Raw genomic sequence first — 22,069 nt, 5'->3', positions numbered from 1 at the left:
GGAGACTGGAGGCGGTGTTCGCGGGTGATGATCTTAACTTTCGCATGCATTGCCTTCCCCTTCGCTGCGTTTCTTTTTTATGATTAAACGAACTTAATCGCACTTTGTAACGGCACAAAATTGGCGTTGCTCTGGCAATGTAACGGAATTGAAACAGAACTGCCGGCAAACCGGGCAGAATCGGTCATTCCGGCTCACACTTCGCCGAAGCGCGGTAGTCCCACGTCGGCTCCAGCCAGGTAACCCCAACCCGAGCGCCTGCCGAACAGCAGATCGACCGCAGCGCAACGAGCGCTTTTTGCAACCTGCAAGGTGTCTTGTTCGTCGGCTTCCGCGCTTTGTGAGATGACATGAGAACGGCATTTCGGAACCGGGGCTAACACCCGGATTCTCCGCGATTTTCCTGGGCAGCAACCGCAACGAATTCAGCCGAGGACGACGCCTGGACTTTGGAGCGAAATCAATGGAGTCTCACAAACCATTGCATTTCAACGCAAAATATGATTTTATTGAATGATTATTCAACAAAGAAGAGACGTTTTATGAACCCGCACCTGCGTGACGTGGCGATCCCCAACGATTGGGACCGGCGGGGACTACCGGGCTGGAGCTACCATTCCGACGCCCTTCTCGAACTCGAGAAGGAGCATGTGTTCCGCAACCATTGGCAGATCATCGGCCATGTCTGCGACATCCCGAACGCCGGCGACTATCTGACCATGGATGTGGTCGGCGAACGCGCCTTGATCGTGCGCGGCAAGGACGGCGTCGTGCGCGGCTTCAACAACATGTGCCGCCACCGCGGCAGCCGTGTCGTCGCCGACAGCCAGGGCAATTGCAAGAACGCGCTGGTATGCCCCTTCCATGGCTGGGTCTACAATCTCGACGGCACGCTGCGCGGCGCCGCGCGCCCGCGCTCCTTCCCCGATCTCGACAAGACCGAGTTCGGCCTGATGCAGCTCGACCTCGAAGTCTGGATGGGTTTCATCTTCATCCGCTTCCGCAATGGCGGACCGCAGCCTTCGGTCGCCGAACTGATGAAGCCGATCGAGCCCGAATTCGCGCATTACAAGGCCGCGGACATGGTGCCGTCCTGGGGCATCTGGACCCAGAAGACGCCGGTCAACTGGAAGTCGGTGCGCGATGTCGACAATGAGGGCTATCACGTTGCCATGGCGCATCCTGCCCTGCAGGATCTTTATGGCGCGACCTATTTCGATGAGCCCTTCATTAATGGCGTATCGCGCTCCTTCGCCACCTACAATCCGCATGCCGGTCGCCGCTGGAGCGTCAAGAACTACGTCAAGATCGCGCCTGAGCCGGCGCATCTGCCGGACTATCTGAAGAAGGCCTGGGTCTATTACGGCATCTTCCCCAATGCGGTCATTTCGGTGATGCCGGAATCCGTGCAGTTCTATCAGGAGTTTCCGCTGTCGACGGGTCAGACCCTGCTGCGCGGCGCCATCTACCGCTACCGCGACGAAAGCCGCGAGCAGGCCGCCGCCCGCTACCTCTCCTTCCGCATCGACCGCGACACCATGTCGGAAGATGTCCAGCTGTCGGTGTGGTCCAACGAATCCATGCTGTCCGAAGCCTTCGAGGGCTTTTATCTCTCCGACCTCGAATATGGTGTGCGCACCCACCATGATCATCTGCGCAAGATGCTGCCGGTGCTGGGCCTGGAGACGGCGCCGGAGGAGAAGGACATGTGGAATTTGAACGACGCGCTGAGGTCGCGGTCGTAGCTTCCTTCTCCCCGTTCTACGGGGGCGAAGGAGGGAACTTCACCCCCGCCACACGCCTTCTTTCCTCAAATCATCCATGGTCCGGGAAATGCCTTCGCGCAGAATGCCGACCATGTCGTCGATCTGCTCGCGCGTGATGATCAGCGGCGGCGACATCACGCACATGTTGATAAGCGGCCGCACCAGCAAGCCAAGTTCATGGCAGTGGGCGTCGATGCGTTTGCCGACATCCTTGTCGAGTTGCAGCGGATCCTTGCTTTCGCGGTCGGCGACGCATTCGACGCAGCCCATCAGTCCGGACCCGCGCACCTCGCCGACCAACGGCAGGTCTTCCAGCGTCTTCAGCTGCGCCTGGAAATAGGGCGCGACCGCTTGCGCGTGGGCAAGCACGCTCTCTTCCAGCAGGTCGAGGTTTTTCAACGCCACGGCGCAGCCGACGGGGTGGCTGGTATAGGTCAGGCCGTGGCCGAACATCGCATCGGGATGGTTCGAACGGCGCAACTCCTGCAGCAGCCGTTCCGAGATGATGACGCCGCCGAGCGGGAAATAGCCCGAGGTGACACCCTTGGCGAAGGTGATCATGTCGGGATCGATGCCGAACACGTCGCCCGAGGCGAAGACATGGCCGAGCCGGCCGAAGCCCGTCACCACCTCATCGGAGACATAGAGGATATCGTTGTCGCGGCAGATCTCGCGGATGCGCTTGAGATAGCCGTCGGGCGGGATCACGACGCCCCCCGACGCCTGCACCGGCTCGCCGACGAAAGCGCCTATTTTGTCAGCGCCGACACGGGCGACCGTGTCGCGGAACTGGTCGACGAGGAAGTCGGTGAAGGCGGCAAGGCTCATGCCTTGCGGACGGCGGAACGGATCTGGCGAGGACAGCTTGATCACCAGCTCGTCGGCGCCGTCCATCCAGTCGCGGTCGCGAGGGCGGCCGTTGAGCGAGGCCGACAGATAGGTCGAGCCGTGATAGGCGCCGCCGCGCGACAGGATCAGCTTCTTTTCCGGCCGGCCGCGTACATTGTTGTAGAACTGCATGAAGCGCAGCGCGGTCTCCACGGCCGACGAGCCGCCGGTCGTATAGAAGACATGGCTAAGGTCGCCCGGCGCATGGCCGGCAATGCGCATGGCAAGTTCGGCCGACGGCGCGTTCATCGTGTACCAGGGCGTGTTGTAGGACAGCACCATCGCCTGGTCGTACATGACCCTGGCAAGTTCCTCGCGGCGGTGGCCGACATTGACGCACCACATGCCGGCGGGCCCGTCGATCAGCCGCTTGCCGGTATTGTCGGTGATGTAGATGCCGTCGCCCTCGCCGATCAGCGCGCGGGCTTCCGCACCGACGGAACCGGCATAGGGCCAGGGTTGGATAAGATGGCGCTTGCCCAGTTCAATGGCGTCGTCACCGCCGGATGCCGCCATTTCGCTCGCCTTCAGGTCCCTCAACGCAGCCATTGTCGCCTCCACGTCTCTGTCGATTTCTTCTTGAGCTTAAAATTCGGCGGCAAAGCCGGGAAATGGTCGCTTTATTTGCATTATTTTGAATGTCTGTTCAATCAATATCTCAGAAATAGCGCTTGATTTCAATCCACGGATGCGCGCATGATGAAAGAAAGCCGGCAAGCTAGGGACGCGACCAGCAAAGCGGTCACCGGTTTTGCGTTCGATCGCGTTCCAAGGATAAGTGGGAACAAACAGCCGGCGTCAGCACAATGGGATGCCGCATGGCGGAACTGTCCAGGCCAGCAACCGAGATCACGCCCGGAGCCTTGCCTTCCGGAGTCTGGCCCCGCGGAGTCTGGCAATGACGGCGACCGCGGAAGGGTTGCCCCCGTTGCGCATGACGCGGGCCAGAAGAAATGCCCTTCTGCAATCCGAACCCGTCCAGGGCTTTGCCCTGATCAGCCCGACCTTTCTCTACGCCCTCATCCTGCTGGTACTGCCGATCCTGGTGGTCATCGCCCACTCCTTCTGGACGCAGCACTACCTGACCATCGACCGCACCTTCACGCTGGAAAACTACCGCATCGCGCTGACCGAGCCGATCTACCGCGATCTGTTGTGGCGCTCGCTCTACATCTCGCTGACGGTCAGCCTGTTCACCGTCATCCTCGCCTACCCGATCGCCTACTTCATCTCCTTCCATGGCGGCCGCCACAAGAGCCTGTGGCTGTTCCTCATCACCATCCCGTTCTGGACCAGCTATCTCTTGCGCGTCATGTCGTGGAAGGTCATCCTCGGCTACAATGGCGTGCTCAATTCCGGCTTGATGGGCCTCGGCATCATCGACGAGCCGTCGACCGCACTGCTCTACAATTCAAGCGCCGTCATCATCACCCTCACCCATGCCTGGGCGGCCTTCGCCATCCTGCCGATCTTCGTCTCGCTGGAAAAGGTCGACCGCACGCTGGTCGAAGCAGCCACCGATCTCGGCGATGGTCCCTTGCGTTCATTCCTGCGCGTGACCTTGCCGCTATCGGCGCCGGGCGTCATCTCGGCGGCGCTGATCGTCATGATCCCGACCGTCGGCGACTATGTCACGCCGAAGCTGGTCGGCGGCAAGGACGGCGTCATGATCGCCAACGCCATCCAGGCACAGTTCGGCAAGGCCGCCAACTGGCCGCTGGGGGCCGCCCTTTCCGTCACCACCATGCTGGTCGTCACGCTGATGGCCGGCGCCACGGTGCTGATCATCCGCGCACTGCAGCGGCTGGCACGATGAGGGCGCGGCGTCTCCTGTCGGGCGGCTGGCTGTCCGTCTATGCGTTCCTCTATATCGTGTTCCTCTACCTGCCCGTGATCTTCCTGCCGATCTTCTCGATCAACACGGCGCCGACGCCGAAATTCCCACTCACCGGCTTCACCTTGCAATGGTATGCGGATCTGCCACACACGCCGGCCCTGCTCGACGCCGCCTGGAACAGCCTGAAGGTCGGGGTCTGCGCGTCGGTTCTCGCCACCGTGCTCGGCATCCTCGCCGCCCGCTCGATCACCCGCTATCGCTATCCCGGCCGCCGCACGATCAACGGCCTGATCATGGCACCGCTGGTGCTGCCCGAGGTGATCGTCGCCATCTCGATGTTGCTGGTCATGCTGCAGCTGGGCCTCAGCCTCTCGCTGTTCACCGTCGTGCTCGGCCATGTGCTGGTCTGCATTCCCTATTCGATGACGGTGCTGACCTCCGGCTTCGAGGGCTTCGACCGCAGTCTGGAGGAAGCCTCCGCCGATCTCGGCGAGACCGCCTTCGGCACCTTCCGCCGCGTGACGCTGCCAATGGTGGCGCCGGCCATCATCTCCAGCCTGCTCGTCTGCTTCACCATTTCGCTCGACGAGTTCATCATCGCCTTCTTCCTGACCGGCACCGAAGCGACGCTGCCGATCTACATCTGGGGCCAGTTGCGTTTCGCGTCGAAACTGCCGGGCGTGCTGGCGCTGGGCACGCTGCTTCTGGTGGCCTCCTTCCTGTTGATGACAATCGCCGAAATCCTGCGCCGCCGCGCGGCCAGGGGCACCCAGAACGAGGGAGGCCTCTATGCCTGAACAGCCGCGGACCGAGCGCCCCCAATCCGATCCGGCCCAGTCTGATCGTGCTATGATCGAGATCCGCAACGTCACCCGCAGCTATGGGGCGTTCAAGGCGCTGGACGACGCGTCCCTGACCATAAGGGAGGGCGAATTCTTTTCGCTGCTCGGCCCGTCCGGCTGCGGCAAGACCACGCTTTTGCGCATGATCGCCGGCTTCGACAACCCGACCAGTGGATCGATCGCGGTCGGCGGCCAGCCGATGGAAGGCATTCCAGCCAACCGCCGGCCGACCAACATGGTGTTCCAGAGCTATGCGATCTTCCCGCACCTCAATGTCGAGCAGAACGTCGCTTACGGGCTGAAGCGGCTGAAGCTGCAGGGCGGCGAGGAGAAACGACGCGTCGAGGAGGCGCTGGCGCAGGTCTCGCTGATCGGACTTGGCAAGCGGCTGGCCACTGAACTGTCCGGCGGCCAGCGCCAGCGCGTGGCGCTCGCGCGCGCTTTGGTCATGCGGCCCAAGGTGCTGCTGCTGGACGAGCCACTGTCGGCGCTCGACAAGAAATTGCGCGAGCAGATGCAGGTCGAACTGCGCCGCCTGCAGCAGGCGGTCGGCATCACCTTCGTGCTGGTCACCCACGACCAGTATGAGGCGCTCGCAATGTCCGACCGCATCGCGGTGATGTTCGGCGGCAGGATCGCGCAGGTCGCCTCGCCCAAGGAAATCTACCAGCGTCCGGTCAACCGCCAGGTCGCCGACTTCCTCGGCGGGATGAACTTCGTCAAGGCCGAGATCGTCGAGGAGAACGGCGCCTCGCTGACCGTCGACACGCTCGGCTTCGGCCGCGTCAAGACCGACAAGCCGAAGGCCTTCGTGCGCAATGGCGGCGCCGCGACGCTCGGCATACGGCCCGAGCGCCTGCGCGTGCTGTGGGACAATGCGACGGCAAAATTCGAGGTCGCCGGCACGGTGGTCGAGCGCCACTATTTCGGCGAGATCACCCATCTGATCGTCGAGATACCGGGGCTGGAGAAACCACTGTCGGTAACGGAGACCAACGATTTCGGCGCCGACGACATTCCGGTCGGCACCTCTATCCGGCTTGCCTATGATCCCGAGGCGCTGGTGGCGATGGGGGATTGAAGCTCGGCGATGATCTTGCGCGCCGCGATGCGCCCCGCAACGATCGCACCCTCCACATAGCCCGGAAAAGATGGCGACAGTTCGGAAGCGGTGAAATGGACTGGCGGCGCACCCGCGAGAATCGTGCGCTCGGCGTCCCTTGCCGTCGCGTCGACGATGAGGTCGCTGTAAGCGCCGCCGCTCCAGCGGTCATGGATCCAGTCGCGCTGGCTGAAATCTTCACCATCGGCCGCGCCCGGACCAAGAGCGGCCACCAGCCTTGCCGTCACTTCCGCGCGCAATGCCGCATCGCTGAGCGCACGCCATCGCAACGCCAGCGGCCCGCCGACGAAGACGACGAGCGCGGCATGCTCCGCGTCCCTGCTGGCGTCGCAAGCAAACAGCCCCGGCAGGTCGCGCCACATCACCATGCCGCTCAAACCTTGCTGACGCCAGAACGGCCTGGGATAGCGCACCAGGATCTTGATCACCGCTCCGCTTTGCCAGACGCCGAGCGCCTTCGCGAGTCTCGCCGGCATGGCCGGCGCGAGAGGGAGCCTCGCGGCCGTCGCCGGTGGCAGCGCGACCAGCACGCGGCGCGCTAGGATCACGCCATTGTCCGTGACGACACGAACACCTTGCGGCCCATGCTCGACACGCGTGACCGGTTCGCCAAGCCGCACACGGTCGCCGAGATCGCCAGCCAGATCCTCGGCCAGCGACTGCATGGTCTCGCGCAGGGAGTACTGCAGCTCCGGCACCTCGTTGGTGATGCGCCGGTCATTGTCGATCAGGTGCCAGAGCGGCACCTTGTCCATTGCCAGGCACCACAGGCCTTCGATCATCGAGCGGAAAGCCGCCTTGGCGTCGATGGGATCATCTTGCTGATCCAGCCAGGCCGCGACGCTCATGCCGGCAATCGACGGGTCGTCCGGCTCGATGCCGTTCATGCGCTCGCGGATCGCCATCGCGCCGTAATAGGTCTGCTTGGCGTCCTTGGGCGGCATCGATGGATGCGTGACGAAGTCGCCCTCGACATAGGTTTCGACGAAGGTCTTGCCACGGGCCTTGGCCAGCGCCATCACTTCCGGCATGTCCTCGCACAGAAATTGGCCGCCGCTGTCGATGCGCTCGCCCAGTCCATTCCGGACGGCTTCCACCCGTCCGCCGACACGATCGCGCGCTTCAAGCAGCACGAAATCGATGCCAGCCTGGTTCAACTCAAGCGCCGCCGACAGGCCGGTGAAACCGGCACCGACAACGACGACGTCGGTTCTTTCCGCTGCGTCCGTCAATAGCCGGCCTTGATCTTCTCGAACTCGTCGACCATGCGCTTCTTCAGCTCGGGCGCGACCGGCTGTTGGAACAGCGTCTTGTCGAGGAACATGTCGATGTCGTCGAAACCGCGCTCGGCCAGCACCTTGTGTTCGATCGCCGCCATGCCGGCACTATTTCCATGGCCGTAGCCGAATGTCGTGACCATGTATTTCGAAATATCGGGCGCATTGACGGCGTTTAGGAAATCATAGGCCTGGTCAAGCTTGCCTGGCGCGTCCTTCATCAGCACGTAACCGCACACCCAGGTCGACATGCCTTCCTTGGTATCGCGATTCATGGCGACCGGAACACCTTGCCCGCTCATGGCGATCAGTGTCTGGCCCCAGCCCCAGGCAAGGTCGACCTCATTGCCCGAAAAAGCCTGGTCGATGTCGCTCGAGTCGGTCCAGTAGAGACGGACGTTCTTGTGCACCTGGCGAAGGAAATCGGACGCCTGCTTGAACTGCGCGTCGGTCATCTTGGTCCAGTCCTTCAGGCCGATGACCAGGCTCGCCAGCGCATAAGCATCGTCGACATTGTCGCCGATGGTGACGCGACCCTTGAATTTCGGATCGGCCAGGATCCGCAGCGACCGCGCCTCGTCCGCCGTTACATTGTCAGTGCGGTAGAGCAGTGCCGTGTTGCCCCAGTCGAACGGCATGAACCAGGCCTTGCCATCGGGCGTGGTGGCGAGGTTCTTCATCGCCATGATGCCGGGATTGAGGTCTTTCCAGCCCGTGATCTTTGACGTGTCTAGCGGCTGCAGCAGGCCCGCGTCACGCCATTTCGCCACGCTTTGCGAACAGGGGTGCGCGATATCTGTCTTGAAGCCCGCCCGCATCTTCTCGAAGGCTTCGTCCTCGTCACCGAAGAAGGCGAAGGTCGGCTCGGCGCCCTGTTTGGCGGTATAGGCGGGATGCAGCAGCGGGTCCTCGTAGCCGGACCAGTCGAACACCAGGAGATCGCCGCCGCCTTCCGCCCAGGCATAAGCCGCGCCGGCGCCGATCGTGCAGGCGGCGGCAAGCGCCAGGCGGCGTAGCATTGGCGTCATGGCAAACTCCCCCATCGCGAAAAGCTCTTGCGAGGTTAGGAGAAATCATCCGCTTTGGCGAGGCCCGTCCGCCCGCCGTGCGGCAGCGGACGGGCGGCCGGAACGAGGTCAATACCCGGCTTTGATCTTCTCGAATTCGGCGATCATCTTCAGCTTGAGGTCGGACGGCAGCGGCGACTGGAACAGCGTCTTGTCGACGAATTTCTGCACGTCGTCATAGCCCTTTTCCCTCAGGATCGCCTGATCGACGCCGGCCATGCCCTTGGCGTTGGCCTGGCCATAGCCCCAGTCCTTGACCAGCACCTTGGCGGTCTCCGGATCGTTGACGGCGTTCAGATAGTCATAGGCCTTGTCCACGTTGCCGGGCGCGTCCTTGAACAGCACATAACCACAGACCCAGGTCGAGATGCCTTCATTTGTATCCTTCACCGACTTGATCGGCACGCCTGCCTTGACGGACTGTACCGTCGCATCGTTCCAGGCCCAGGCGAGGTCGACCTCGCCGCCGGACAGCAACTGGACGATATCGGTGGTGTCGGTCCAGTAGGAGCGGACGTTCTTGTGCACCTGGCGCAGGAAATCGGAAGCCTGCTTGAACTGGTCGTCCGTCATCTTGGTCCAGTCCCTCAGGCCGATGGCGAGGCTCGCCAGCGCATAGGCGTCGTCGACATTGTCGCCAATCGACACCCGGCCCTTGAACTTCGGATCGGCAAACGCCTTCAGAGACTGCACGTCCTTGGCGTCGATCTTGGAGGTGTTGTAGGTGAGCTGCGTGTTGCCCCAATCCCAAGGCATGAACCACGCCTTGCCGTCATCGGTGGTGGCGAGATTTTTCATCGCCATGATGCCGGGATTGAGGTCCTTCCAGCCCGTGATCTTCGACGTGTCGAGCGGCTGCAGGAGGCCCGCCTCGCGCCACTTCGTCACGCTCTGCGAGCAGGGATGGCCGAGGTCGGCCTTGAAGCCCGAGCGCACCTTCTCGAACGCTTCGTCTTCGTCGCCGAAGAAGGCGAAGGTCGGCGAATCGCCGTTCTTCTCGACATATTTCGGATGGAAGCTCGGATCCTCATAGCCGGACCAGTCGAACACGATCAGATCCTTGTCGGCGGCGACGGCGAACGCTGCCGCCGAAGCCGCAAGCGCGCCACCCAGCGCCAATGTCAATGTCAGGCGTCGGCTAAGGTTCTTCATGTTGTCCCCTTTTGGTCTTGCCGGTCTTGGCGGCCGGCTGTTGCTAACCGTAATGCTTCGGGAAGGCAGCGGCCAAAAAAGCGTTGGCGGCCTGCAAGGCTGTTTCGCGCGTCGTGTCCTCGGTGCCCATCATCAGCCGCAGCCAGAGCCCCTCCAGCATGGCCGACAGCGCCAGCGCCATCACCTGCGGCTCATAGGCATATGAGCCGCTGTGCTTGAGCGTCGTGCAGAGATCGACGAAGACCTGCTGGTAATAAGCGTCGCGCGAGCTGCTCAGCGCCTGATAGGTCGGCCGCGACTTGGCCTCGCCCCAGAAGGCCAGCCAGGCGGCGAGCTTGCGCTTGTTGCAGATCGAGCGGTCGAAGTCGGCCCACACCAGCTGCTGCAGCTGCCGTGCCGGATCGTCGCCTGCCTTCTGCAGGGCGGCGCGCCAATGCGCCGAATACTCGTCATACATGTGCTGCAGCGTCGCGATCAGCAGCTTTTCCTTGCTCTCGAAATGGAAGTTGACGATGCCGCGCGACAGGCCCGCGCCATCGGCGACATCGGCCATCGTCGTCTCGGCATAGCCGCGCTTGGCCAGCGAATCGATCGTCGCCTCGATCAGCTGCAGTTGACGGACCTCCTTCGAAGCCTTGCGTCCACGCTTCTCGGTCTCGGCTTTCCCCGCCGGTTCGAGGAGGGCATCCCTGGCGTCTGCCGTTTTCATGGGCGTGATCGTCTCCAGCATCGCCGGCTATCCAATCGCATCCGGCTTCCACCCGCGAAGATGAGTGGGACGGTGCTCGCCGCTGTCAAGCACCTTCTGCATGGCCTCCCAGGTTCTGATGTTCTTGTCGACATAGGCAGCGCCGACCACGGCGGCGACCGGCGCATAGAGCGGTCCTTTCAGCCTTTCCAGCTCGCCACGCGCCACCTCGCGGTACCAGATGTTGCGGTCCCTGACGGTGACATCGGCAAAGCCGGCGCGCCGCATCGCCTGCGCATAGCGCGCCGGCGAGGCCATGGCGAAGGACAGCCCTTCCGCCGCGATATAGGCCGTCATCTCGGGTGACGGGTCGCTGTCATGCCCGATCATCCAGTTGGAGGCGGCAAAGACGCCGCCCGGTTTCAGCACCCGGAAGATCTCGGCGAACAGGCCTTCCTTGTCAGACACATGCAGCAGCGCGTCCTTGGAAAACACGGCATCGAAGGAGCGATCGGCGAAAGGCAGCGGCCCGGGTGGCGCCTGGACGAAGCTGACGCGGCCCGAGAGCCCATGCTCGGCCGCTCGCCGCCTGGCCGCCTCGATCACCGGCCGTTCGACATCGAAGCCGGTGGCGTGGGCAACGCCATGACACTCGACCAGATGCAGCGTGATGCCGCCGGAGCCGCAGCCAATATCGAGTATCGTCTTGCCCTCGAGCGACAGCCCTTCGACAACCCGGTCGACCTCTTCAGGTCCGCCCGGCGACAAGTAGCCATCGCCCCACAGCGCCTCGAGGAAGCGGATGGCGGTATCGTCATACTCGGCATCTGCCGTTTCGATCATCAGCCCTCGATCCCCAATCGATGAATGCTCGCTTCGAACGTCGGCAAAGCTTAGCGCATGCCGGGAAAAACGCAACACCATTTGTTGAACATTCATTCAGAACGACTGGACAGAATGCCCGATACCGTGCCAAATTCCGCGTATTCGGGAACAGATCACGCAGAAATGAACAGCGGGTCGCACAGGGCAATTACCGGAAAAGGCGCGAACGGTTTTCCCGGGAAAAGCGCGTAGCGCTTTCCCTTGGGAACGGCTTGGAAACAAAGAGGCTGGGCCAAAATGAAAGCTTGGGACGCGATCGTTATCGGCGGCGGACACAATGGCTTGGTCAATGCCTGCTACCTGCAGCGCGCCGGGCTCGACGTGCTGGTGGTGGAGAAGAACGACTGGGTCGGGGGTGCGGCCACCAGCCGCGAGTTGACGCCGGGCTTCGTCTATTCCAACTGTTCCTATGTCTGTTCGCTGTTCCGCCCGGAAATCATGCGCGATCTCGAGCTGCCGCGCTTCGGCCTGCAGGTCATTTCCTATGAGGGCGGCGCGGTGTTCACGAGGGATGGCGACTATCTCGCCAACTACCGCGATCATGATGCGCACCGCCGCGAATTCGCCCGCTTCTCCAGGCGCGACGCCGAGGCCTATGACCGCTATGCCCGCGACGTGACGCGGCAGTGCCGCTTCATCCAGCCCCTGCTGATGCGCACCGCGCCCGACCCGACCAGCTTCAGGCCGCGCGACCTTGGCGAGCTTCTTTATCTCGGCAAGAAATTCGCCGGTCTGTCGGCGGAACAGATGGCGCTGACGCTGCGCTTCTGGACGATGTCGATCTCGGACTTCCTCGACGAGTATTTCGAGACCGATGTCATCAAGGCGAACTTCGCGCTGTCGGGCATCATCGGCACCGCGCTCGGACCGATGTCGCCAGGCACGGCCTACGTGCTCTTGCACCACTATATGGGCGAGGTCGACGGCTCGGTCGGTGCCTGGGGCTATGCGCGCGGCGGTATGGGCGCGGTCACCAAGGCGCTGGCCGCGTCGTTCAAGGCCTCGGGCGGCACCATCCGCACCGGCGCCGAGGTCGACCACGTGCTGGTGAACCGAGGCAAGGCCACGGGCGTCGTGCTGGCCGGCGGCGAGGAGGTTTACTGCAAGCTCGTCGTCTCCAATGCCGACGTGAAGCGCACCTTCCTGAAGCTGGTCGAAGAAAAGGAACTGCCAGATGTCTTTCTGCGCCGGGTGAAGAACTTCAAGATCCGCGGCTCCTCCGGCAAGATCAACATCGCGCTCGATTCCCTGCCGGAATTCCCCGCGCTGCCGAGGGATTCGCCCGTCTATCGCGGCGACATGCATTTCACCGATTCGATCGAGCGGATGGAGCGCGCCTACGACGACTGGAAGGCCGGGCGCTGGTCGGCCGATCCCTTCCTCGACATGGTCATCCCGACAACGCTCGACCCGACGATGGCGCCGCCCGGCAAGCACTTCATGAGCTGCTTTGTGCAATACGCGCCGCCCAAGGTGAACGGCCTCGACTGGACCGATGCCGACCGTGACGGTTTCGCTGAAAGCGTGATCGCGCAAATCGCTGAGTATTCGCCCGGCTTCCGCGACCGCATCGTCCATATGGAGGTGCGCACGCCGCGCGAGATCGAGGCCGAGGTCGGCTTGACCGAAGGCAATATCTTCCAGGGTGAACTGACCTTCGACCAGCTTCTGTTCAACCGCCCTGTGCCGGGCTACGCGCAATACCGCTCGCCCGTGGGCGGGCTCTATATGTGCGGCTCCTCGACCCACCCGGGCGGCGGTGTCATGGGCGCGCCCGGCCGCAATGCGGCAGCCGAAATCCTGCGCGATCTCGCCAAATCCACCTCGCATATGAGCCCGGCCCATGAAGTCATTTGATGCAATCGTCATCGGCGGCGGCCACAACGGCCTCGTTGCCGCCGCGACTTTGGCCAAAGCAGGCAGCAAGGTGCTGGTGCTGGAGGTTGGAAACGAAGTCGGCGGCGCCGCACGCACCGAGGAATTTGCCCCGGGCTTTCGCGTCTCGTCGATCGCTCACCTGCTGAACCGCCTGCACCCCGATGTGGTGAAGACGCTGGAACTGGAGACGTATGGGCTGCAATTTGCCCGCGCCGACTTCCTGCCGTCGGTGGCGCTGTCGATGGACGGCCCCGCGCTGATGCTGCATGGCGCCTATGGCGAGGTGCTGACCGGCGCCAGTTCCTCCGAACAGTCCGCCTGGAAGGACTTGCGCGCGCAACTGCTGCGCTATGCCGGCATCCTGAAGCCCTTCCTCTCCCGCCGGCCGCCCGATCTCGCGGGCATGTCGTTGATGGACACCGCAGGGCTTGGCCAGACCGCGTTGGCGCTGAAGAAACTCGGCAAGGAGGACATGCGCGACTTCTTGCGCGTGCTCTTGATGAACGTCGCCGACCTGCTCGACGAGCAACTTGAAGATGCCAGGCTGAAGGGCCTGCTCGCGTTCGACGCCACCCTCGGCAGCCATCTTGGTCCGCGCTCGCCAACCTCGTTGCTCGGCCTCTACTATCGCCTGGCCGGCGAGATCGGCGGAACGGCCGGTGCGCAGGTCCTGCCGCAAGGTGGCATGGGCGCCGTCGTCGCCGCCATTCGGGCCGCGGCGGAGAAGGCCGGCGTCACCATCCGCACGTCGGTTGCCGTGGCGAAAATCACCGTCGAGAAGGGCCGTGCCGTCGGCGTCACCCTTGATATTGGCGAGGAACTGCGCGCCAGGACTGTTGTCTCGGCGATCAATCCGGCAACGACCTTCCTCGACCTTGTCGGACCGCGTGAGATCGACACCGGTTTCGTGCGCAAGGTGAAAAACATCCGGATGAAGGGTGATGCCGCCAAGCTTCATCTGGCGCTCGACCGGCCGCCGCAATTCCCCGGTGCTGATGCCGCCGCTCACAAGGGCCGCCTGGTCATCGCGCCCTCGCCCGATCATGTCGAGCGCGCCTTCAACCCATGCAAGTATGGCGAATTCCCGCCTGAGCCGGTGCTGGAAATCACCCTGCCCAGCCTCGCCGATCCATCGCTGGCGCCTGATGGCGCCTGTGTGCTCTCGGCGGTGGTGCAATATGCGCCCTACGCCTTGAAGGAAGGCTGGACTGCCGGCAAGCCGAAATTCCTCAAGGCGATCATGGCGCAGCTCGAGGCTTACGCGCCCGGCATCGGCAAGAGCGTCGTTCACGCCGAGCTTCTGACACCGGCCGATATCGAGATGCGCTACCGCGTGCCCGGCGGTCACTGGCACCATGGCGAGTTGCAGGCCGACCAGATGCTGGTCTCGCGGCCCCTCTCCGGCTGGTCGGGCTACGACACGCCGCTCGAAGGGCTGTTCCTGGCCGGCGCCGGCTCGCACCCTGGCGGCGGCGTATCCGGCGCTCCTGGCTTGAACGCAGCGCGGCGCATCATTGCGATGAAGGGATAGGTCATGGCCCAGGCGACCAGGAAGAAGCCCGTTGCGAAGACGGCCGATGCGGCTGTCTCCGCCCGCATCGCCGTACAATCCCATTTCCGCACGCTACGCCTCGGCACGCCGTTCCAGCCGCGCCTCGACGCGCTGGCCAAGACCCAGGAATGGTACAATTGGGCCGGCTACCGTGCGCCGCATTCGCTGTGGGACGAGGAACTCGAATACTTCGCCATCCGCAGCCAGGCGGCGCTGTTCGACATCTCGCCCATGACCAAATACCGGATCGAAGGGCCGGATGCCGAAGCCTTCCTCGACCGTGTCACCTTGCGCGACGTCACCAAGCTCAGGCCCGGCCGTGTGCATTACACGGCGTGGTGTGACGACGAGGGATTCGTCCTCGACGACGGCACGCTGTTTCGCCTGTCGCCGACGCGCTTCCGCCTGTGCTCGCAGGAGCGGCATCTGCCCTGGCTGCTCGACAGCGCCATTGGTTTCGACGTCATTGTCGAGGAAGAGACCGAGGCCGTTGCCGGCCTGGCTCTGCAAGGACCAACCTCCTTCGCCGTGCTGCGCGACGCCGGCTTCGCTGGTGTCGAGAAGCTCAGGGTTTTCGACCTTGCCGCTTTCCCGCACGACGACACAAGCGTGACTATCTCGCGCACCGGCTTCACCGGCGATCTCGGCTACGAATTGTTCGTGCCGGCCGACAGGGCGCTGAGCCTGTGGGACCGGCTGGTGGCGGCGGGCGAACTGCGCGGCATCCGCGCCATCGGCTATACCGCCCTTAACCGCGCGCGGCTCGAGGCCGGGCTGATCGTTGCCAATGCCGACTTCACCACCGCCGAGCATGCCATACGCGCCGACCGCTTGCGCAGGCCCGACGAGATCGGCCTCGGCTTCATGATCGAGCCGCAGAAGGCCCATTTCAACGGCCGCCGCGCCATTCTCGAAGCGCGCGCCAAAACCAAGCTGCGCCATGTGCTGGTCGGGCTGGAGATCGAGGGCAACATCCCGGCTGAACACGCCATCGTCTATCACAAGAAGCATCTGGAGGTCGGACTGGTCAGCGCCGCCATGTGGTCGCCGATGGCCAAGCGCAACATTGCCCTGGCCTCGCTGGCGCGGCCTTATGGCGATACCGTCGTGGAAGACCTTTGGGTCGAGATCTATGCCATGCGCGAGCTGCAATATCAGAAGCTGATGAAACGGGCCAAGGTGGTGGCGCGGCCCTTCATCAAGCTCGACCGCCGCACCGCCAATCCGCCGGCGGATTTCTGACCATGACCGGCGAAGCGGAGCTGGAGGCGGCCGAGCAGTGGGAGCTGGTCAACACGCCGCTCGGCGAGAGATGGTCGGGCCGCACGCGCTATGCCGCCGCCATGTTCTTCTACAAGCGCGGCGAGATGAGCGCCGAGACGCTCGAGGTCTACCGCATCTGCGCGCGGCTCGATTCGGAAAACCCGCTGCCGATCATCCGCGACCGCGGCGTCGGCAAGGATTGGCTCAAAAGGATCGGTTTCGAGTAGCGCCTGCGCGCTACCCAATGGTTCTTTCGAGCATGCTCAGCCAGTTGCGGTAGGCGATCTTCTCGATCAGGGCACGGCCAAAACCACGCGCGGCCAACGCATCGATCAGCTTCGGCAGGCCGGCGACGTCGCCGATCACGGCCGGGATCATGGCGCCGTCGAAATCGGAGCCGAGGCCAACGCCGTCCTCGCCCAGCGCCTGCAGCAGGGAATCGACATGGCGCACCATGATGTCGAGGCTGGTGTCGGCATTCATGCGCCCATCCTCGCGCAGGAAGCCGGTGGCGAAGTTCAGCCCCACCATGCCGCCGGACTCGCGTATGGCGCCGAGCTGCCAGTCGGTGAGATTGCGCGAATGGGTGCAGAGCGCATGCACATTGGAGTGGGTGGCTACCAGCGGCGCATCGCTGAGACCAGCGACATCACGAAAACCTTTCTCGTTGAGATGCGAAAGATCGATCATGATCTTCAGTTCGTTGCAGGCCCTGATCAGCGCCTTGCCGGCATCGGTCAGCCCCGGGCCGGTGTCCGGCGAGGACGGAAAGCGGAACGGCACGCCGTGACCGAAAGCATTCGGCCGGCTCCAGACGATGCCGAGCGAGCGCAGGCCGGCGGCGTGCAACACGTCGAGCATAGTCAGTTCGGGATCGATCGCCTCGACGCCCTCGATATGGAACACCGCGGCGATCGTGCCCTTGGCCATGGCGTTGTGTATGTCGCCGGCTGTGCGGCAGACGGCCAGAGCCCCAGCCCGCTCCAACCGAAACAGGATCGAGGCCATCGCGATCGTCGAGTTGAGCGCATCGGCGCGCGGCACCTCCGGCGGCAGCGGCTCGCTGTCGCTCGGCGCCAAGGGTACGGCGCTGCGCCTGGCTTTTTCGACCGGCGGCGGAAAGATCGCGAACATGCCACCGGCGAAGCCGCCCGCCTTGGCGCGCGGCAGGTCGACATGGCCGCCGGACTTGCCTTCGACGAACAGCTTTTCGACGTCCCTGTCCTTCGATTGATACAGCCTGAGCAGCGTATCGTTGTGGCCGTCGAAGACGGGGACGAGGTCGGTTTCGGTCATCGGGGGATCATTCAGTTCGTTTGTTGGCACGGCGAGACATCATATCTAGGCAAGATATCTGGTCGCGGCAAATGACAAAGCCGACCGGCAGCGGGGACCGCCTCCCTATCCCCCCGCCGCATCCTATCGATGACGTGCTGCGCTTCCCTAGTGTTTCAGCACGTCGGCCCATTCCGCGTGGCGGCGGAACTGGGCGTTGGCGAACGGGCAAAGCGGGATGATCTTCTTGCCCGCGGCGCGGGCATCCTCGACGGCGCGGGTGACGAGCCGAAGCCCCGCACCCTGGCCGCGAAACGCGTCCGGCACTTCGGTGTGGTCGATGATGATCTGGTGTTCACCGATCTTGGTGAAGGTCATCTCGGCCTCGGCGCCGCCAGGGCCACGCAACACATAGCGCCCTTTGGAGCCGTGGTCTTCCAGTTCGATTTCAGGCAGTTGGTCGGGCATGTCTAAACTCCTTGAGCGACACCGGCAAAGAGCCGCCGCGCCGCTTCGATTTCATTTGGCCGCACCTCGTGCCCGCCTTCGTGCCATTCCACTGTGACATCGGCACCGTCGGCACGCAAATAGGCCTCAAGCCGCGTCGTCAGGTTCGGCGGACAGATCGGATCGCGCTTGCCGGCGGTCAGCAACATGTGGCGGCCAGCGAGGCTGCCCTTGACCTGCGGTTCGAACGGAATCAGCGGATGCATCAGCACCGTGGCGTCGAACAGCTCGGGCTCGGCGAACACCACTGACGCCAGTATGTTGGCGCCGTTGGAATAGCCGAGGCCGAGCACCGCCGTGGGCTTCGCAGCCTCGACATGCGCCTTGACGAAGGCCGCCATCTTGTCCGTTGCCCGCGACAGGTCGCCCATGTCGTAGACGCCCTCGCCGGTGCGGCGAAAGAAGCGCGCCGCACCGTGTTCGGACACATCGCCGCGCGGCGAGATGATGGTGGCCTGGGGCACGAGATCGCGCCCCGGCGACAGAAGCTGGCTCTCGTCACCGCCAGTGCCGTGGAAGACGAAAAGCATCGGGCCGCCCGGCGAGCCGGGCAGTACCTTGTGGATGTAAGTGTCCTTGCTCATGGCCTCAGCCTTCCAGCTTCTGCAGATGCTGTTCGAGATAGGGCCGCAAATGCTGATGCTGCGTCGGCAACTTCAGCGCTTCGCCCAGATGCGCGGTGTCTTCATCCCTGTCGAAACCCGGCTCGTTGGTGGCGACTTCGAACAGCACGCCGCCCGGCGTGCGGAAATAGATCGCCCAGAAATAATCGCGGTCGATTACCGGCGTCACCCCATAGCCGGTATCCATCAACGCCTTGCGCACTTCGAGCTGCTTGGCGCGATTCTCTACGGCGAAGGCGACGTGATGCACCGAGCCGGCGCCAAGGTCGGCGAAGGCCGCGCTCGGCAGCGATTCGATATCGACGACATCGGCACCGTTGCCGTTCTTCACGGCAAGCCGTCTGACATTGCCTGATTTGTCGACTTCCTCGTAACCCATGAATTTCAACAGCTCCTCGGTGGCGCCGCCATCCTTCAGCCTGAGCGAAACCGAGTGAAAGCCGCGGATCGCCTCGTCGGTCGCAATGCCGCCTTTGGCCCACGGCACTCTGCTATCGGCCTTGTCCTCGACAAGCGCGAAACCGTCGCCATCGGGGCCGGCGAATCTGAGCCGCTTTTCACCGAAACTCTCCTCGCGGGCGACACTGCTCACGCCTTCGTCGGCGAAGCGCTTTTCCCAATAGGCGAGCGTGCCTTCCGGCACGGAGTAGACCGTGGTGCCGACCTCGCCGACGCCGGGACGGCCCTTGCCGATGTTGGGAAACGGAAAATAGGTCATCACCGAACCCGGGGTGCCGACCTCGTCGCCATAATAGAGATGGTAGACGTCGGGCGCGTCGAAATTGACCGTCTTCTTGACGCGGCGCAGGCCGAGCTTGTGGGTGAAGAAATCATTGTTCTGCCGGGCATCCCTGGCCATCGAGGTGACGTGATGGAGACCCTTGATCTGGTCGAGCATTGTCTTGCTCCTTCCCTTGCTGTTTGTGCGGCCCTGGCCGCTGTCCACGCCAATATGAGGACACGACTGCTTGCGGCAAAGGCGCCAAACACAGAATGGACTGTGCTGTAAAAGTGAACGATAAAAAGAGTTTTGTTCACCGATCGACTAACATTGGTGGTCTTGCGCCCTTGCCGGAAATCGGTTCCATGAATGGCATTCGACCATGCAGCGAAAGGTATCGCGAGTGACAGGAAAAGCCAGGCGCCCGAACGTTCTCCTGATCACTTGCGACCAATGGCGCGGTGATTGCTTGTCGGCCGCCGGCCATCTCGTGGTGAAGACGCCGAATGCCGACGCGCTGGCCGCCGAGGGCGTGCTGTTCAAGCAGCACTATGGCGGCGCCGCCCCTTGCTCGCCGGCGCGTGCCTGCCTTTACACCGGCCTCTACCAGATGAACAACCGCGTCTGCCGCAACGGCTCGCCGCTGGACGCCCGTCATGGCAACATCGCACAGCACGCGCGCGGCATCGGCTATGATCCGACGCTGTTCGGCTACACCGACGTGTCGCCCGACCCGCGCGTGCTGGCTTCAGGTGATCCGAGGCTGACAACCTATGAAGGCGTGCTGCCCGGATTCACGGTGCGCCAGCTGCTGCCGGAGCATCAGAAGCAGTGGCTCTCCTGGCTGAAGCAGCAGGGCATTGATGCCAGCGCCGGATCTCCCGACATCCACCGTCCTGCCGGCGAGGAAGGCGATGACACCGTGACCGAGGCGTCGCCAATCTATTCGAAGGACCATACGCCGACGGCTTTCCTTGCCGGTGAGTTCATCCGCTGGCTCGGCGAGCAGGAGCAGGCCACGCCCTGGTTCGCGCATCTCTCCTTCATCAGCCCGCACCCGCCCTTCATCGTGCCGGAGCCCTACAACACGCTATACGATCCGGCCGACGGCCCGGCCTTTCACCGGGCGGAAAGCTGGCGGGCCGAAGCGCAGAGCCATCCCTATCTCGCCTATGATCTCAGCCGGCGGTATCGCGCGAATTACCGCCCCGGCGTCGCTGGCAAGGTGCACGACTGGAGCGAGGATGATTTCCGCCGCATCCGGGCGATCTATTACGGCATGATCTCGGAGGTCGACACACAGCTTGGCCTGATATGGCAGGCGCTCAAGCTTTCGGGCGCGTGGGACGACACCATCATCCTTCTCACCTCGGACCACGCCGAGATGATGGGTGACCATTTCATGCTGGGCAAGGGCGGATACTTCGACGGCAGCTACCACATCCCGCTGATCATTCGCGACCCGCGGCATCGCAAGGCGGCCGGCAGCACGGTCGATCGCTTCACCGAAGCGGTGGACATCTTGCCCACGCTTATCGACCTGCTTGGCGAGCCCCCCGAACCGCATCTTGACGGTTGCTCGCTGAAACCATTCCTGAGCGGCGGAAACCCCGCCACATGGCGCGACGCCGCGCATTGGGAGTTCGATTTCCGCTCGGTCGCTCACGGCGACGCCGAAGCGCATTTCGGCATTGCCTCGCGCCAGTGCAACCTGGTGGTCATCCGCACCAGCAAATTCAAATACGTGCATTTTGGCGGCGGTCTGCCGCCTTTGCTTTTCAACGTCGAGGCCGACCCTGGCGAACTGACCAACCTCGCCACCAGCCCTGCGCATCTGTCCACCCGTCTGCAATTCGCCGAACGGCTTCTCGCCTGGCGCGCCGAACATCTCGACCAGTCGCTGGCGCTGGCGGAACTGACGGGAAATGGCGTGGTGGGACATGTGAGTAAGGGTATAGGCAGTAGGGAATAGGGCTTGCCTACTGCCTACTGCCTACTGCCTACTGCCTACTGCCTACTGCCTACTGCCTACTGCCTACTGCCTACTGCCTACTTCACGATCAACCGCTGCTGGTCGCGCTTCTCGGCATAGCTGCCCTTGTCATAGGCAGGCTGCGACTCGAGCTGTTCCTTGGTGAAGGTCGTGTAGAGATACTTCTTGCCGTTCTTGTCGGTCATGAACTTCAGATTATCCAGGCCGACCGCCACTTCCTTCTCGCCGATGCCAAGGAAACCGCCGACATTGACGATCACCGCGTCTGCCTTCTTGTCGGGCGCAAGCACCACATCGCCGATCTCGCCGACCTTGGCGTCATTGGCGCCGTAGACCGTGGTGCCCTTCAAATCGTCGGCCTTGATTTCGCCGACCGGCATCGCGGTCAGCGTCGACTTGTCGATGGCGGCGGTCTGCGTCTGGTCAGGGGCCGCAGCCGCCGGGGCTCCGGCTGTCTTGTCCGCCGGGGCGGCGGCGGGGGCTGTCGTCGCGGCCGGAGCTGTTGGCGCCGGCTCATTCGATGCCGTCGTTGCCGGGGCCGGATCATACGCCTTGCGGTTGAAATCCGGCTGCGCCTGCAGCTCTTCCTTGGTGGTCTGCGCCACCAGCCAGCGGTCGCCGTTCTTCTCCGCCCACTGGGCCTTGTTGAAATCATAGGTGACATTCTTGGCGCCGAGGCCAAGGAAGCCGCCCACCCCGATCACCAGCGATTCGGCCTTGCCTTCCTTGGAC

The 22,069-nt window shown here is 63.3% G+C and carries 20 protein-coding genes; 9 read left to right on the top strand and 11 right to left on the bottom strand.

Translation table 11 applies throughout. The annotated features are described in order from the left end of the window. The first annotated feature begins 542 nt into the window (after nt 1-542). Nucleotides 543-1,745: an aromatic ring-hydroxylating oxygenase subunit alpha gene (locus C1D09_RS08015; RefSeq protein ID WP_143973767.1), complete on the top strand. Its 1,203-nt coding sequence runs from the start codon at nt 543-545 to the stop codon at nt 1,743-1,745. Between the two features lie 39 nt (nt 1,746-1,784). On the opposite strand, the gene C1D09_RS08010 is transcribed toward C1D09_RS08015, so the two are convergent. Then, on the bottom strand, nt 1,785-3,203 hold the full coding sequence (locus C1D09_RS08010; protein WP_143973766.1) for an aminotransferase: 1,419 nt from the start codon (nt 3,201-3,203) through the stop codon (nt 1,785-1,787). 349 nt (nt 3,204-3,552) lie between these two features. Here C1D09_RS08010 and C1D09_RS08005 point away from each other — a divergent pair, with 349 nt between their 5' ends. From C1D09_RS08005 to C1D09_RS07995, 3 genes are read left to right on the top strand one after another with little or no spacing between them, the layout of a single operon-like run. After that, nucleotides 3,553-4,470, top strand: a complete 918-nt coding sequence (locus C1D09_RS08005) for an ABC transporter permease (RefSeq protein ID WP_143973765.1) — start codon at nt 3,553-3,555, stop codon at nt 4,468-4,470. Continuing rightward, complete coding sequence (locus tag C1D09_RS08000) at nt 4,467-5,288, top strand: ABC transporter permease (protein WP_143973764.1); 822 nt, start codon at nt 4,467-4,469, stop codon at nt 5,286-5,288. The genes C1D09_RS08005 and C1D09_RS08000 overlap by 4 nt, the downstream gene beginning before the upstream one ends. Nucleotides 5,289-5,340: 52 nt before the next feature. Continuing rightward, nucleotides 5,341-6,414, top strand: a complete 1,074-nt coding sequence (locus C1D09_RS07995) for an ABC transporter ATP-binding protein (RefSeq protein ID WP_143973768.1) — start codon at nt 5,341-5,343, stop codon at nt 6,412-6,414. Here C1D09_RS07995 and C1D09_RS07990 read toward each other — a convergent pair. The 5 genes from C1D09_RS07990 to C1D09_RS07970 all read right to left on the bottom strand — a co-directional run bounded on the left by C1D09_RS07990 (nt 6,378) and on the right by C1D09_RS07970 (nt 11,483). Next, nucleotides 6,378-7,688 (bottom strand): flavin monoamine oxidase family protein, encoded by a 1,311-nt coding sequence (locus tag C1D09_RS07990; RefSeq protein WP_143973763.1) that lies wholly within the window; start codon nt 7,686-7,688, stop codon nt 6,378-6,380. The two genes, C1D09_RS07995 and C1D09_RS07990, sit on opposite strands and share 37 nt — an antisense overlap. Further along, nucleotides 7,685-8,761, bottom strand: coding sequence for an extracellular solute-binding protein (locus C1D09_RS07985; protein ID WP_143973762.1), 1,077 nt, complete (start codon nt 8,759-8,761; stop codon nt 7,685-7,687). The genes C1D09_RS07990 and C1D09_RS07985 overlap by 4 nt, the downstream gene beginning before the upstream one ends. A gap of 108 nt (nt 8,762-8,869) precedes the next feature. Further along, nucleotides 8,870-9,952 carry an ABC transporter substrate-binding protein gene (locus tag C1D09_RS07980; RefSeq protein ID WP_143973761.1) on the bottom strand — a complete coding sequence of 361 codons (1,083 nt, stop codon included), beginning with the start codon at nt 9,950-9,952 and terminating at the stop codon, nt 8,870-8,872. 43 nt (nt 9,953-9,995) lie between these two features. Beyond that, nucleotides 9,996-10,682, bottom strand: a complete 687-nt coding sequence (gene betI, locus C1D09_RS07975; RefSeq protein WP_143973760.1) for a transcriptional regulator BetI — start codon at nt 10,680-10,682, stop codon at nt 9,996-9,998. Between the two features lie 6 nt (nt 10,683-10,688). Continuing rightward, complete coding sequence (locus C1D09_RS07970; RefSeq protein ID WP_143973759.1) at nt 10,689-11,483, bottom strand: class I SAM-dependent methyltransferase; 795 nt, start codon at nt 11,481-11,483, stop codon at nt 10,689-10,691. A 279-nt stretch (nt 11,484-11,762) separates the two neighbouring features. Here C1D09_RS07970 and C1D09_RS07965 point away from each other — a divergent pair, with 279 nt between their 5' ends. The 4 genes from C1D09_RS07965 to C1D09_RS07950 are packed head-to-tail and all read left to right on the top strand — an operon-like array spanning nt 11,763 to nt 16,445. Then, nucleotides 11,763-13,382 (top strand): phytoene desaturase family protein, encoded by a 1,620-nt coding sequence (locus C1D09_RS07965; RefSeq protein WP_143973758.1) that lies wholly within the window; start codon nt 11,763-11,765, stop codon nt 13,380-13,382. Continuing rightward, nucleotides 13,369-14,934: a phytoene desaturase family protein gene (locus tag C1D09_RS07960; protein ID WP_143973757.1), complete on the top strand. Its 1,566-nt coding sequence runs from the start codon at nt 13,369-13,371 to the stop codon at nt 14,932-14,934. The genes C1D09_RS07965 and C1D09_RS07960 overlap by 14 nt, the downstream gene beginning before the upstream one ends. A 3-nt stretch (nt 14,935-14,937) precedes the next feature. Beyond that, nucleotides 14,938-16,197, top strand: coding sequence for an aminomethyl transferase family protein (locus tag C1D09_RS07955; protein WP_143973756.1), 1,260 nt, complete (start codon nt 14,938-14,940; stop codon nt 16,195-16,197). 2 nt (nt 16,198-16,199) lie between these two features. Then, a complete protein-coding gene (locus C1D09_RS07950; RefSeq protein ID WP_143973755.1) occupies nt 16,200-16,445 on the top strand; it encodes a hypothetical protein in 246 nt (81 codons plus the stop codon). A 10-nt stretch (nt 16,446-16,455) separates the two neighbouring features. On the opposite strand, the gene C1D09_RS07945 is transcribed toward C1D09_RS07950, so the two are convergent. The 4 genes from C1D09_RS07945 to C1D09_RS07930 form a co-directional block, all read right to left on the bottom strand. Then, nucleotides 16,456-17,514, bottom strand: a complete 1,059-nt coding sequence (locus C1D09_RS07945; protein ID WP_143973754.1) for a dipeptidase — start codon at nt 17,512-17,514, stop codon at nt 16,456-16,458. 147 nt (nt 17,515-17,661) lie between these two features. After that, nucleotides 17,662-17,961: a GNAT family N-acetyltransferase gene (locus tag C1D09_RS07940; RefSeq protein WP_019861578.1), complete on the bottom strand. Its 300-nt coding sequence runs from the start codon at nt 17,959-17,961 to the stop codon at nt 17,662-17,664. Between the two features lie 2 nt (nt 17,962-17,963). After that, nucleotides 17,964-18,584: an alpha/beta hydrolase gene (locus C1D09_RS07935; RefSeq protein WP_143973753.1), complete on the bottom strand. Its 621-nt coding sequence runs from the start codon at nt 18,582-18,584 to the stop codon at nt 17,964-17,966. Nucleotides 18,585-18,588: 4 nt separating this feature from the next. Then, nucleotides 18,589-19,521 (bottom strand): VOC family protein, encoded by a 933-nt coding sequence (locus tag C1D09_RS07930; protein WP_143973752.1) that lies wholly within the window; start codon nt 19,519-19,521, stop codon nt 18,589-18,591. A 205-nt stretch (nt 19,522-19,726) separates the two neighbouring features. Here C1D09_RS07930 and C1D09_RS07925 point away from each other — a divergent pair, with 205 nt between their 5' ends. Beyond that, nucleotides 19,727-21,316 (top strand): alkaline phosphatase family protein, encoded by a 1,590-nt coding sequence (locus C1D09_RS07925; RefSeq protein WP_246135678.1) that lies wholly within the window; start codon nt 19,727-19,729, stop codon nt 21,314-21,316. 77 nt (nt 21,317-21,393) lie between these two features. Here C1D09_RS07925 and C1D09_RS07920 read toward each other — a convergent pair. Then, nucleotides 21,394-22,069 (bottom strand): PRC-barrel domain-containing protein (locus C1D09_RS07920; protein WP_143973750.1); only part of this gene is annotated, 676 nt, incomplete at its 5' end.

Source organism: Mesorhizobium intechi, assembly GCF_002879535.1.
GTDB classification, from domain to species: Bacteria; Pseudomonadota; Alphaproteobacteria; order Rhizobiales; family Rhizobiaceae; genus Mesorhizobium; species Mesorhizobium intechi.
Note: the sequence above shows the minus strand (reverse complement) of the source record. Positions and strands in the feature narration are given on the sequence as shown.